Annotated in this window: 8 protein-coding genes; all 8 read right to left on the bottom strand. The window is 39.1% G+C overall.

What is annotated here, in order from left to right; translation table 11 throughout:
• Positions 1-5: 5 nt before the first annotated feature.
• Positions 6-1,439 carry a DUF4623 domain-containing protein gene (locus WH223_RS03445; protein ID WP_340046134.1) on the bottom strand — a complete coding sequence of 478 codons (1,434 nt, stop codon included), beginning with the start codon at positions 1,437-1,439 and terminating at the stop codon, positions 6-8.
• A gap of 32 nt (positions 1,440-1,471) precedes the next feature.
• Positions 1,472-3,274 carry a RagB/SusD family nutrient uptake outer membrane protein gene (locus tag WH223_RS03440; protein ID WP_340046133.1) on the bottom strand — a complete coding sequence of 601 codons (1,803 nt, stop codon included), beginning with the start codon at positions 3,272-3,274 and terminating at the stop codon, positions 1,472-1,474.
• 17 nt (positions 3,275-3,291) lie between these two features.
• Complete coding sequence (locus WH223_RS03435; protein WP_340046132.1) at positions 3,292-6,780, bottom strand: SusC/RagA family TonB-linked outer membrane protein; 3,489 nt, start codon at positions 6,778-6,780, stop codon at positions 3,292-3,294.
• A gap of 212 nt (positions 6,781-6,992) precedes the next feature.
• Complete coding sequence (locus WH223_RS03430) at positions 6,993-8,219, bottom strand: exo-beta-N-acetylmuramidase NamZ family protein (protein WP_340046131.1); 1,227 nt, start codon at positions 8,217-8,219, stop codon at positions 6,993-6,995.
• Positions 8,220-8,360: 141 nt separating this feature from the next.
• Positions 8,361-9,362 carry a phosphodiester glycosidase family protein gene (locus WH223_RS03425; RefSeq protein WP_340046130.1) on the bottom strand — a complete coding sequence of 334 codons (1,002 nt, stop codon included), beginning with the start codon at positions 9,360-9,362 and terminating at the stop codon, positions 8,361-8,363.
• A 2-nt stretch (positions 9,363-9,364) separates the two neighbouring features.
• Positions 9,365-10,168: a DUF4397 domain-containing protein gene (locus tag WH223_RS03420; protein ID WP_340046129.1), complete on the bottom strand. Its 804-nt coding sequence runs from the start codon at positions 10,166-10,168 to the stop codon at positions 9,365-9,367.
• A gap of 17 nt (positions 10,169-10,185) precedes the next feature.
• Positions 10,186-11,748, bottom strand: a complete 1,563-nt coding sequence (locus tag WH223_RS03415) for a SusD/RagB family nutrient-binding outer membrane lipoprotein (RefSeq protein WP_340046128.1) — start codon at positions 11,746-11,748, stop codon at positions 10,186-10,188.
• 11 nt (positions 11,749-11,759) lie between these two features.
• Entirely contained in the window at positions 11,760-14,903 is a 3,144-nt protein-coding gene (locus WH223_RS03410; protein WP_340046127.1) for a SusC/RagA family TonB-linked outer membrane protein, read from the bottom strand.
• Between the last annotated feature and the right edge of the window lie 310 nt (positions 14,904-15,213).

Here is a 15,213-nt window from a genome sequence, read left to right as displayed (position 1 = left end):
GTTTCTTAATCCTCAAGCTGTTTTTTAGGGATTTCAACAACAACAAATCCCGCGGCAAAAGTTGACCCATATAAAAGCAAAGACTCGTCATTACCTTGTGCATCTTTCTTTACGTAAAATCCGGTCTGTGTGGTTGGGTTACCATTCACCGCACCTAAAAGTGAGTATTCAAAGATTGCTTTTTTATCACTTTCAGTCTCAAACAAACGTATCGCTTCAGCAGTTGTTGTTCCTCTTGTAATATTATAAACATATAATACTGTAGCCTCAGAACCTGTTCTTGCGGCAGTTAACATTAATAAATAACGTTCTCCATTAAAATAAAATACGCGTGCATCCGAACCCCTTACAGGAATAGCTGTTCTTGCCATATTATAAGCACTTTGTCCATTTGCATTCATGATATAAATCGGAGCATCATGTCCTGTAAACAAATATTCATCCGTATTACCTACACGATTATAGCTTGTCCACGAACCAGCACCAGTCACTGGCATAGCAAATACTGTCGGATTATTTATCGTAGTATAGTTCGTTACAGAGAAACGTAAAATCTTAGTTCCCGCGTTATCACCAAAGAAGATGAATCCATTTCCTGCATCATCCAAACTTACCGACATGTTATCTCCATGTCTTACTCCTGCATTTGGAATCTGTGCAACGTTAATATCAGCAATAATAGTTGGTGCTGCCTTTGGATCTGTCCAATGATAGATTTTCAACGGACTTGTTTGTCCACCCGAAAGGTTAGCTGCATAGATATGATCTTTGACCATTGCTCCAGAGTGTAGCGTAAAAGTTCCTCCTACAATTCCCGTATTGTTCAAATAAATAGGATCTATCTTATTCTGCTTTAAATCGGAAACGCGTAATAAATGTGGCGCGTTACCATTACGATCAACGATAAAAACATACTCTCCATTAAAGCCTGTACCACGTACGGTACCGCCAACAAATGGTCCATAAATAGGATTCCCAATTTCATTTGGCGTATAATCGTAAAACGTAGGTTTCGTAAAATCACCCCCATAAACAGGAACCATCAATCTAACTGTTGCAAAATAATCTCTGAAACGAGGGCCATTTGTTAGTTTAATGATGAGTGTCTTCTCGGTATCTCCTTCTGTAAATCCAAAATCATAAGACTCTCGTTCTAATTTTGAACCATCTGAAGATGTTATCTCAAACTTTAAACCGGCTAAATTAGATTTTGGATCTATTCTAGGGAAAGATATCGTCTTCTTCTGTTCGTCAATGACACCCACTGACACGACATTTCCTTGCCCTCCAGCATTAATAATCTTAATAGACTTCAAAACAGTCTGGTTGCCTGTGCTATCTACAGCATCTGGAAAACTTTCCGAACAGGATGCAAAAGACACAAGAGCTACAAGGGCCATAAAAACCTTTGTATTTAGAAAATTATATATTGATTTCATCTTGATCAATTTAAATTAATTAAGCTAGTAAATTAGTTCTGAGGCCAGCCCGCAGTTTGTTTAAGTTCATACCCACGATCTCTGTAGAACTCTACATTTGTCCGCCCTACGGGATCCAAATATGGATTTATATTAACTTGATTTACGAAGGGTAATCGACCAGAGTTTGTTGTACTTCTGTAGAAACCATTCATATCGCCCAAATTTGACCCATTATAAACAGTTACCTTTCCATCCAATCCGACCACAGAAAGTTGTCCTGCAACACGAGCTTGCGTTGGAATTTCAGCACTATTTACCCAACCACCAGCTAATAAGCTTGGATTTTTATCCGTATCCATGTATTCTAATTTAGACCAACGTTTCAAATCGGCAATCCTAGAATATTCAAACGTAAATTCAACACGACGCTCTCTTCGTATTTCCCATAAAAGCGGAGATACCGTAAAATCTCGTGATGGGTCATTAGGCAATGACCCTAAAAGTAAAGAAGCCGTTTGTTTTACCCCTCTGCCAACGGCCTCAGCAGCAATTGGGCGTTTTCTAATCTTGTTGATGGTATTTTCAATATCAGCTTGACCGACAGCTCCTGCACCCAGTGTTTCTAATTCCGCTTTAGCTTCAATATTGTTTAACAATACTTCTGCATAGCGAAAAACAGGTGCATCCGTATCATTTTTGTCACCAACAAACTCAGCAGGAACCCCACCTCCACTCTTAATTCGCGCCTCAATATCTCTTGGTAAAAATTTATTGATATAAACTAGCGCTCCTCTATTCATCGCATCAGGCAAACGATAAAAAGTCGCCTCAAAACGAGAATCTCTTGTTTTAATCATAGAGGTTAGGTCAAACTTACGCGCATCGGCTAATGTAGAAAACTGGTAAACATCACCATCGGTACATAGATATGCTTTCATCAACTCAGCACTTGGCCCATCGTTTGTTGAAGATTCAAAATTTGAATTAGATGCAACAGAGTGCATAACACTTACAGCGGCATCATAAACTCTATACATTACCATTTCTTTATTACCCTTCAAATCTTTTGAGGTAAATAAAGATCTATAGTCTGTATTAATATCATATCTACCGCTACTCATCACCATCGCAGAAGCCTCAACAGCAAGGTTGAAGAATTTCTTAGCACGCTCATTATTCTTATAATAATACTTCTGCCACGAACCTTCTTGCATCGCCATTCTCGATACAAAAGCAGCGACAACATATCGGTTGACATTTTGCTCACCATCGCTCACACGCACATTTGCCATGGCATATTTCCAGTCCTCATAAAGCGCATCCATCACTTCATTTCTTGGCGTACGCGCTTTATAAAGAGCGTTGTTATCAAGATCGCTAACTACAAAATCGTAGTAAGGCACATCACCATAGCGCATAACTAATTCATGATATTGCATCGCTCTAAAAAATCGGCCTATACCCAACCAGTGTGCTTGCGCTTCTGTAGAAAGAATAGATTTCATGCGTGTTTGAATACGATCAATCATAATATTCGTTGAACGAATATTACGCATATCCCAAAGAGCAGCATTAGGAACGGCACGCAGAAATGTGGTCTGATTTCCTAAACGAACAATATCATCACTATGTTTATAAGCCAAATAAGTGGCTCCTTCGGTATTAAAACCTATTCCATATCCAGTAAAAAAATCGGTATAATATTTACTCGCGTAGAGTCTTACATTATCTTCACTCACCCAAGCATTGGTATTATCGTCAATCGTTGTCAGCGGTGGTCTATCTAAAAACTTATCGCAACTTGAAAATAACAAGACGCATGCTACAAAAGCTGATATATATATTGTTTTCATCTTTCTTCCTTTTTTAATTAAAATCCGATTTGAACACCTAATGACGCAGACTTAAAGGCTGGATTGGATGTTCCTGTACGGCCTTGATTATAGTTGTTGTTACTACGCAGTGAAGAGTTCCCTGAAATAGCTTCTGGATCTATTGGCAATCCTCTCAATTTGTCAAACGTGAACATGTTCTCTAAAGAAACAAATACACGCGCTTTACTAATTTTGACTCTACTCAAAACATCATTAGGTAGTGAGTAACCGAAAGAAATGTTTTTAATACGTAAGTAAGCCATATTCAACATGTACTTAGATTGTGCACGCATTACAAAACCTTCATTATCGCCATTCAAGTTCCAAGCTCTAGGATAAAAAGCATCTGGGCGGTCTGCTCTCCAGTAATTGTTTGCAATAGCGGCAGGCATAGCCCCTTCTTTTGAAAAATATCCTGGAATAGCTAATTGACCAGCTCCCCATATACTACGCTTTCCAACACCTTGCAAGAAAACAGAAAAGTCAAACCCTTTATAATCGGCACCTAAACGGAAACCAAACTCATAACGTGGCGTAAAGTTCCCAATAACCGTACGATCTCCAGGATCGCCGTTTGTACCTTTGCCAGCATCGATATAACCATCACCATTTAAGTCTTTGAATTTCACGTCTCCAGGACTCACGAGTAAGACTTGGTTTCCATCTTCAAAATAGGTTTGATAAACTGGATTATCGCCCGCTAACATGTTCGTTACTTTTGCAGATCCATCACGGATGATTGTCGTTTGCATAATTTTGCCATTGCCATCGTAGACAAAATCTTCGGCTTGGTACAAGCGGTCCGTTACAAAGCCATATACATCACCATATCTTCTACCTGTAGAATAAGATGTTGAAAGTAAACGATCATTCCATGGCGTTCTTTTGTCTGCCGCCTCGGTAATCATACTAATTGCATCCGAAACATTGGCCAAAATATTCAAGCCAAGGCCATTTTCGAAACGATGATTAAAATCTACAGCGATTTCCCATCCACGTGTACGCAATGTTCCATAATTACCTAATGGGCCAGCAATAACACCAGATGCAGCATAAGATGATCCAAATGTACTTGGCATCACATCACCACCAACAATCATGTTTTTAGTGGTACGCTGAAACCATTCTGCCGTTAAACCAAGCTTATTATTAAAAAATTTAAAATCAGCTCCAATATTTAAGTGCTCAATGTTCTGCCAAGTTAACCCATCAGAAACAGCTCTAGGTGTACCTAACTGAAAAACTGGTGTTCCTGTACCTCCAACCCAGTTAGATTGGCTTACATTCATTTCCGGCATATACAATCCATTGGAAATACTTTGATCTCCAATAGACCCCCAAGATGCTCTAAACTTAGCAAAGTTCATCACGGGCGTTAAAGGCTCCATAAAACTCTCCTTAGAAACAACCCAGCCCCCAGAAACGGAAGGGTACCACTTCCAACGCATATAATCAGGAAGGATAGACGTTGCATCATAACGTAAATTTGCCTCAAACAAATACTTATCTTGGAAAGCATAATTTGCACGACCAAAGAAACCTACTTGGGAATCCCATGCGGCCTCTCCTCCACTAGTTTGCGTACCAATCGCAAAATCAAACTGTGGGTTATCATTATTTACTAATTGCATCTTACGAGACCAATGGGCATTTGACTTATTTGCCACAATATTGGTTCCCATCATAAACTTAAATTGATGTGCTTGACTTAAATTTAAATTATAAGTAGTAAATGCATTAAAAGTGTGTTTACGGGACTGAAATGAACTTTGATACACATTCGACTGACTAGCTAAGACGGCATCTGTCATTGGGAACTGATAAGCCGGTGTCCCGCCGTCTACCGTAGGAACACCATTCTCATCTACATAGATAGGGAAGCCATCTGCATCACGCATAGCTTCAACTCCGTACCAGTGTGTTTTTCCTTGAGACGTAGGAATTGAAGAGAACAATCCATTATTCTGTGTACTATAAGAATAATCAGCTTGTAAGTTCCAATCTTTGGTAAATTGTAAAGTCGTTCCTAAGTTAAAATTCAAAAACTTCTTCGTATCGATAGCATCGTTTGATGTTCGAGCAGAAAATGCAGGATCTATAATATCCTTACCATTCTCCTGAACACCTATGGGGAACAAACGTGACCAACGGAACAAGTACAACCATGGGTCCGCCCCAAATCCGGAAGCATTGGTCGAATTCGGATAACGCTTCGTTCCTTCGGAATAAATAACTCCTCCTCTTAAAGTCAACAAATCAGAAACTTTAGTCGAAACATTCAATGTTGGATTAAATCTTCTAAAATCATCATGCTTCGCTGGTTTCATCATGCCTTCTTGCCCTAGATAACCCAAATTGAAGCTATACGTCGTAGCGCCAGCCTTACCATTCAAGCCTAGGTTATGCAAATGTGAAAACGCATTATCCTTAATCATTGCAGCAACTGGGTCGTAGATACGGTAACCAAACTTCTGCGTTCCATCCCAAGACCAATCGCGACCGTAAACTACCGGATCATCATTACCAACCGTACCGCCGAACTTCTCTTGCCACTCTCTAATTTTTGTTAAACTATTTCTGTCTACACGCCAAAAACCTCCTGCAGCACCTGCCGCTTTCATATTTTCATGCGCATCTACAGAGTACTCCAGCCCCTCAATTCCGGCTAACTCAATCTTTTTGAATGGAGTTTGCCAAGAAAGGTTATTCGTATATGTAACTGTATTTCTATCCGTTTTTGCGCCTTTCTTCGTGGTAATTAAAATAACACCAAAAGCAGCTTTGGCACCATAAATCGAAGCTGAAGCCGCGTCCTTTAAAATTGTAACCGACTCAATATCGTTCGGATTAATCATTTGAATACTCGGTATCTCCACATTATCTACCAACAATAACGGGTTAGAATTCCCGTTTTGAGAGCCTACTTGACCACGAATTTTCATAACAGGATCAGAACCAACCTCGCCAGATGGAACAACAACAGATAAACCTGGGACAGCCCCCTGTAAACCTCGTCCCGCATCAGAAATAGGTCTTCCTCCCATTGTTTTCTCTACATCCACTGAGGAAACAGCACCGGTGAGGTGTGCTTTTTTCTGTTGACCATATCCGACAACCACCACCGTTTCTAAAGAGGCGTCATCTAAGTCCATTTTTACATTCACCGTATTGGACGAGACTGTTGCTTCTTTGGATTTATAACCGATAGACGTGAATCGCAAAACAGCTCCAACAGGCGCATTCAAAGTGTATTTACCGTTTGCATCTGTCATAACTGAAACGGAAGTCCCAACAACAGAAACGGTAATGCCTGCCAAAGGACCATCTGCTCCAGTAACCGTACCATGTACAGTACTTTGCAAGGTTCTGCTGAACAAGTAAGATGTCGCCGCTGTTAGATTTGATGAATTACTCATCGCACCAGCAAAGGAATGAGTAGAAACCGTCAAGCCTAAAGCAACAGAAAATAGTAAAGATTTTCTCATTGTTAGTTTGTTAATAAATAAATGTTTTTATACCATAATTCGGCTTATTCTTGCGTTTTTATGCAACTAAAAATGCTGAAACACTGATAAATCCGACACTAATATAGTTAAGAAATGTTAAAACAAAAATAATTGTGCGTTTTTTAACGTTTTTATTCAAACACAATAAAAAAACACGCACAAAGGCGTGTTTCACATTTTCTTAACAATTTCTACTCAAAATCTTTATACAACAAATATTTTTTGCGCATTTTTTTATATTCTTTCAAATCGGAAGCCCAACTGTTGCGAATCTCTTTTTCACTCGCTCCACGAAGAATCTGCTTTCTCAGCTCATCCGTTCCTGCCAACTTATCAAAAAATTCAGCTCTCGTAAAGAACTTACTCTTATCTGGCATTTTTTTATAAAAATCTAACACATACTTTAAAGTGAATTTTTGTTTATCCGCATTAAGCTTACGCAGATCTTCGCCATACATAACCGTTCCTTTACCTTCAACGTGCTTCACCATCCCTGCCTTCTCCCCTGGCTGATAGGTAAATTTACCATAAACGGGACTATCATAACCTACGACCTGAAATGGCCAGTCGGTACCACGACCTACGGAGATTTCTGTACCTTCAAATAAACATAAGGATGCATATAAACGAACCGACAAATGATTAGGTAAACTTGGTGAAGGAATAACTGGCAAATCGTACATCATATTATGATCCCAGTTGGCAACAGGAATAACCGTCAATGAACATTGCTTCCCAGCTTCCAACCATTTTTCACCATTAATCATATGAGCCAATTCTCCAATGGTCAAGCCATGCACCATGGCAATTTTATGATAAGATACAGTAGATTTAAATTTATCATCCTTACGCACGGGACCATCAACTTGATCACCGCAAGGATTTGGACGATCCAACACAATCAATTGCTTATTATGCTTCGCACAAAGCTCCATCACCCGATGCAAAGAAGTGATGTACGTATAGAAACGAGCACCAACATCTTGCAAATCAAATAGCATGACATCAATAGACTGAACAATAGAGTCTTGCTTTTCATTCCCACCATACAAAGTATATAATGGAAGGCCCGTTTTAGCATCGACATCATTATTAACCTTCTCACCTCGCTCTACATTACCACGGAAGCCATGCTCGGGTGCAAACCCGAATTTAAGATCTACCTTTTCACGCAGTAAGATATCCACCAGATGTTCTTTATCGGGTCCAACAACAGAAGTCTGATTCCCCATTAATCCTACTTTCTTTCCTTTCAATAAAGGCAAATAAGCAGCAAGCTGATCGGCAGCAGGCGTTATAAGCGCATGAGCTTGCGCCTTTGAAATTTTAGACTTTTCCGTGCTTTTAGATGCCGTTTGTGCGGTACATGAAGCAGTAGCAATGGCCAAAGCGGCAAAGATAGTGAGCTGTTTTATCATATTTATGCGGTTTTCAATCAACAACAAACATAAACAAGAAAAACGGAAATGACATATTTTTCTCAGAAAAACAAAAAAAAGCCTGAACAAACTACTGTTTGCTCAGGCTTAGACAAGTTATTTTAAATCCTGAAAAAAGATTTATTTTTTGACAACAATACCAATTCCATTGACACTACCGACTCCAGTTGCCGTAGTAGGCTTGTTAACAACACGCCAAATCAGAGGCTCTAACCTATCATTTGTTTGCTCTCGCTGCACCATAACAGAACTAGTACCCACGTTCGTTGAAAAAGCATGCGTACAACCTAGAGCTTTCATAATTTTCCCCATATCATTATACGTAATGCCTACAGAGAATGCGTTATTACCACCATCTACGACCAATGCATAAAGCTTTTTTCCTGCAGTCAAACCAATTGCCGTATTTGCTTGTACGGTAGTTACAGTACTATTTACAACATCTCCTTTATACAAAAGCCACGAGACACCAGAAACTAAATGTTTAAAATCATTTAAATTATAAGCATCTAAAGGCACCGTTGTAGAAGGACGGTTTCCGATAAGTATCGTTCCGTCGTTTTTTACAGCAATAAAAGGACGAACATTAGTCGTTGCTGTAGTTGTTGACGTTTTGATTTGGCGCCCCGTCTTAATAAACGAACCTGTTGGCGCACCACTAGTGGCAGCATCACCATTGATTGCCGCTATAATCTGACCACCAGACCGATCCTCATTATACTTCGCCATATCACTAACTGTCTGCGTTGTATACAAGTAATCGTCAAATGGACTTAATGCTTGAATCGTCACATTAGGTGTAGTCAAATCAACCTCTAAAAGCTGCATACTCATCGACTGTCCCAACCTATTCTGAAACCGAACATGTGTACGATTTATTCCAGAAGACAAAACTGTAGTTGAATCCAATTTAAACGTTTTAATAACATCTGTTCCATCCATAATTTTTTTCGTTATAGCCTCAATGTTATTATCCGGAGGAATAGTATCTTTTTCCACCTCAACCACTTTTGGCTCCTCAAATACAGGATAATCATCTCTTTGTTTACACGAAAACAAAGCTAAAATAGTACAGAAAGCAGCACTTAATCTAAAGAGCCTTTGCTTATTTATCTTATTCATATCTATCTTACTAAGAAAAATGAAACATACGGTTTCATGATGTTCGACGCGAACCCCTGATAACCTAGCGCATATATGGTGTATGATCGACGATCTAATAGTGAGCCTGCATTTGAATACAATGCGAGTACCGACGCATTTGTAACCGGTGCTCCAGCAGGTCTAATTTTCCAAGTTCGAGCCGTGACACGATTTAACTGAAAATAATCACTAGATTCTAAATATTTAATATTCTTTGCAACAAGTGAATCCTGCGTTGGCTCTGCCGTTCCTGCTGCTGCCCCATAATATAAATCTATTGCCGGCACATTAGGCATTAAGTTGGTAAATCGGTAACGTGCAAATGTGGAGTCGGGACGCGACAAATCTTCATCATTTAAAATCATCTTGGTCATAGCTGCTGTATCCGTTACATGCAAAGTATAACGCTTGCCCGGTTCAAAATTAACAACAGACTCATACAAAACTAACGAATCTAATCCCCGATCAATTTTATAAGGCAAAGCGACCTTAACATTAACACTCCCCGCTTTAAACTTCAAGAAATCAGGTCTTGATTCCCCTCTAGTGTTATATCCCCCTCCTGGAAAAGGCTCGCGAGCACGTATCAACGATGTAATACGCTGATTGTCAAACTTCACATACATATAGCGATCATCTGGATAAACGGAGGCCATATTAATTTTAACAATAACCTCATCAGGCCCCATAAATTCGACTTCACCAAAGTCTTGAATGGATTTCTCACAGGAGTTAAAACCTAAAAGGCAAGCTCCTGCTATACATAATTTTTTTAGAAATTTCATAATAAGCTCTTTAAACGTTATTGTTCTGCAGTCATAGCCCATGTAGGTTTCAGAATATAAGTAGGATCCAAGGCTCCCCATTTATCCAACTCGACAGCATTCCATACATATTCAGAATTATAGCGTGGACGCACGCGATAGCAATACTCTCTATACTGCAATGCGGCTCCACTCAATGGTTGATACTGTTTAAAAACATCTGGACTATATTTATACTTCCGTAAGTCAGACCATTGTTCTAGTCCACCCCAGCCCCATTGCACAATATATTTTTGCCCCATAATATCAGCAAGGGTTAAATCCGTCGCAATCTGTGGTATTTCAGGACTCTCCAAATACTTTACAATATCAATCTCTCTTATTGTCGATTCATTTGGCCCTGCATATTTATTCACAAAAGTCATATGCGAACGAATCGCTTTCTTATAAGCATCAAAAGCACCATCCTTATCTCCTTTTATAAACATAGCTTCTGCTTTGATTAATTGTAGCTGCGCATAGGTCATCAGCGGAAAATCAACCTTATCTCTAAACAAAAACTTACTATCGTACACATTATCAACTATTTTTCCGATAATATGTGGAACGGTTGTATTGGAAACATTCGGGACGCCACCTGTGTAGGTACTATCTAAAGTAGTTACATTTAACATTAGGCTTATCCGTGGATCGTATAGTTGGAAAATCGGATTTGCTGGTATTCCTCGAAGTCCTCCTCCCAAATAATTTACAATAGGCAATCCAGCACGACTATAATAAGAACTTGTGTAAATCCCTTGCATAGGCCCTAAAACATTTGCTGTTTCTTTTTTATCGCCTAAGAATTTAACATTAGCATCATCCGCATTAGAAGAGAATGATAAGTCTGTATAGTATATTACAGAGTCGGCATAAGTAGATACAAAATCTGGTTTATTCACCAAGTGGATATACTGCGTCGCACGTAGTGCATAAATAAACTTCCGCCACCGTTCCATGTTTCCACGGAACAAATTATCACCTTTCTCCGAATTTAAACTCCTGCTGTAATCTAATGGACTCTTCTGATCAAGAAAATATAGCGCCGAGTCGCACCATGTTCTTACCTTAGCATATACCTCTTTTTGATCCTGATAGGTAAAAGAAAGTTGATCACGTAAAGCCTCATCTAATATCACAGGGCCATGATAATCGGTTAACATCTGATATCCCCAAGCTTTTACCGCATAACCAATCGCTGCATATTCATATTTTTCGTTTTTAATAGCATCGCTAATCATTAAGGCTAAATTTCGGCCATGATTAAAGTAAACCATTCGCCACATCACACCACCAACGTCACTCTGCACACGATAACCATGTCGCTCCCACACACGAGATGCATCATCCGCAGACCCTCCAACAATACTTTGGGTAAACTTATTGACAACTGTTAAATCTTGTGCAACGCCATTTGCCATTTGAAAAATAATCGGAGCAAGCAACAACTCGGCTTTCACTTCCTGAGGAAGAGATGGGTTTTCATTTATATCTAAAAACTTACGACAGCCCACAAAAAGGGTTGTAAGTAAGAAAATACCCGTTAATATTTTAATTTTCATAACTATCTGATTTACAATTTCAAACTAAGACCAAAATTGTAACCTTTTGGTTTTCCCATATTTCCAAAATCAATCCCATAACCGCCAATACCTCCTAAACCAGGTGTATTTAAGTTAGACTCAGGATCTAAACCTGTATAATTGGTAAACATCACGAGGTCTGTTGCCGTAAAAAACACATTCAAAGAGGCTTTTTGTCCTAAGAAGCGTGTAGCAGATTTTGGCAGTCTGTAACTAAGCGTAATATCACGCAAACGCATCGTATAAATATTCTTCTCCACAAACATACGTGGCTCTATATTCGTAAAATAATAAGCCGACGCGCTATAAGGCGTTACCGCAATACTATTCTTTGTTGGATTGTCCGTATTTTCTAACCCATCTTGAAGAACACCTTTAATAACACGAGGATCTTCACGATTCAATGTTTTAGTAGACATACCCAACGTAAACAAGTTATAATCTAAGCCGTTTAATACATCACCACCATAACGTAAATCCCACAAGAACGTCAAATAGAAATCTTTATAATTAAACTTATTAACAGTTCCTAATGTGAATTTTGGTAAGCGATCTGCTATTGGATAATAACGATCTGTTCCAGGAATAGGTAGCCCCGTAGAAGGATTTATAATCACCTCATCTTTATCATTTCGCAAAAACTGAGTCCCAGTAAGAGCTCCAATACTATAGCCTGGAACCACCGCCGACCGAACACCACCTAAAACCTGTGTATCAGACTCATAAAGCTCTGGAAGCTCATCTGCTAAAGAAAGAACCTTCCCTTTATACTGTGTATAGTTAAAGGTTAGATTCCAGTTAAAATCTTTTTTCTTAATCGGGTTAAATATAGCTTGAATCTCGGTTCCGTAATTCTTCACTTCTCCCCCATTCATCATTTTTAGGACAAAACCAGAACCATAACTTAAGCGTGGAAGAATAATTTGCCCGTCACTTTTTCGAGAAAAATAAGCGATATCAAACGTGACAAATTTATTGAATAGCGAAAACTCTAACCCTGTTTCAAATTCTTTTGTCATCTCAGCGACCAATTTGGAATTTCCTCCATTCACCCCAAAAGCATAACCTCCACCTGTAGAATATTGTGGTTCATAATTTGAGCGTGTATAATACGATCTTCCTGGCCCTTTACCTGTCCTACCCGTAGACAAACGCAACTTCCCATCCTGTAACCAAGAGGCATTATTCTTGAAATACTCCAAATCGGCAAAATTAAATGCCAAAGAAGCAGATGGATAAGAGAAAAATGGATCATTAGGCATCAAACGAGAACTCCCATCCAATCGACCCGAAAGTGTTAAATACAACAACTCTTTATAGCCCATAACGGCTTGACCAAAAAAACCTATTGTTCTAAAATCATTAACTGAATTCTTAGACAAACGAGTTGATGCATAGGTATTGTTGATATTATAGAAGTCTGGATCAAAGAAATTCGTTCCATATTGAGAGTCCGTTATCGAACTTAAATCACGAACCTCAAAACCCAAACTACCACTTAAAGAAAAATCCTTTCCAATTTTTGTTCTAGCCGATGCATTTAAATTACCATATAGTATGCGTGTACTATTCTGATAGACACTTAATCGACCACCTGTCGGAGAAGTAGAGCTTCCTGATCCCGAATAAGATTGCGGGTGCAACACATTAATACCGCGTGTATTCGAATAATCTAAACCGAGAGTACCTTTAATGTTCATCCACTTAATCGGTTTATAGGTAAAGTTAGTAGAAGCAAGCGTTCTGTTCACTTGATCATTCGCGACATTGCGATACGTATCCCAAAATGGGTTATCCAACTCATTATAAATATCACGAGTATTTAAAACGCGATTTCCTTTCACGTCTATCCAATCGCGAACATCGTAAAGCGGATTGAACCGCATCAACGTCATTAAATAACCTGTTGCTCCCTTACGAGCCTTATCATTATCGCTATAGATATAGTTAAAAGATGTATTTAATTCGAATTTGTTAGAAAACTTAGCTGTAGAATTTAAACGTGAAGAATAGCGGGTATAACGCGTGTTAGGAACAATACCTGTATTATCATTATACTCGTTAGACCAACGATAAGTTAGGTTTTCATTCCCGCCTGCAAAAGTTACATTATGTTTCTGATTATAACCTGTTCGGAAAAAATTGTTAACATTATCCGTATGTAAAACCATGTCATCCTTATACTTAGGACCCAATGCATAAGCAGATGTTCCATCATAAGAACCATTCACACCCTGCATATAAACAAATTGTCTTTCGGGAAACTTGTTCACAGATTCAACACGACCTGAGTAATTATACGTTACGTTGAAACTTCCGGCTTTCGCTTTCTTCGTCGTAATCAATATCGCACCACCAGCCCCCTGACTACCATACAAAGCTGTCGCCTCTGGTCCTTTCATAATTACATAGGACTCAATATCCTCTGGGTTAATGTCCATTCCCCGATTAGAATAATCGACATCACGATTAGCGCCGTTCATGGCTAAATCGTTCTCATTAACTGTAGAGTTGTTAATAGGCACACCATCCACAACAATTAAGGCGCTATTATCTCCCGATATCGATGCAAAACCGCGAAGTACAATCTGTGCGGACGCTCCAGGCATACCACTCGTACTGTTGATAGACAGTCCAGGTACCCGCCCTTGCAATCCTTGGAAAAATGCCTCTCTTTGTGTTTCTGAAACATCATCACCCGCAACTTTAGGCGTTGAGTACCCCAGCGATTTTACGGAACGCTCAATTCCCATCGCGGTGACAACAACTTCATCGATTGACTTATCATCAATCTGCATCGTTAGATTTAATTCCCCAGAAACGACGGTAACCTCCCTAGAGGCATAACCGATGGCAGAAAAACGCAGTTTATCCCCATTTACTGCTTGAATGGAGTAACCTCCATTTTGATCCGTTTGGACAGATCGTGACTTCCCGACGACGCTCACGGTAACGCCGCCTAACGGTCCTTTTGTGTCGCGCACGACACCTCGAACCGTGTTTTGTTCTTCTTTGTTTTTGGAAAATTCGGCCTTCAGCGGATTGCTATACCGCCAATCAAGCGCATCCTTTGCAGCAAGCGCAGGATAACTGACCGTTCCCAAAGCAATAGAAAATAGCAAAGCTTTTTTCATTGTTTTGATTTTAGTAGGTGAATAGTAGTTACTGGTTAGTCTTCTTAAAACCTCAATAGGCGCTAAGAAATACGTTTTCTATAATTTTGATTTCTCTGTACCAAACAGACAATTAATTAGTTGCACAATACTAATGTATTTTTAAACACAATGCAAGAAGATGCAGTATTTTTTTTGTAAAAAGAATAAAAATGCTGAACAATAGCATATTAAAAGACTTGTTAACAGAAAGAATTGCAAAAAAATGCGCAAAAAAGCAATTAACCGAAAAACTAAACACAAAAAAAGCTATCCAAATACATGGATAGCC

This window comes from Sphingobacterium sp. MYb382 (assembly GCF_037572665.1).
GTDB lineage: Bacteria > Bacteroidota > Bacteroidia > Sphingobacteriales > Sphingobacteriaceae > Sphingobacterium.
The sequence above is the reverse complement of the archived record's forward strand: the minus strand, read 5'-3'. Positions and strand labels throughout refer to the sequence as shown.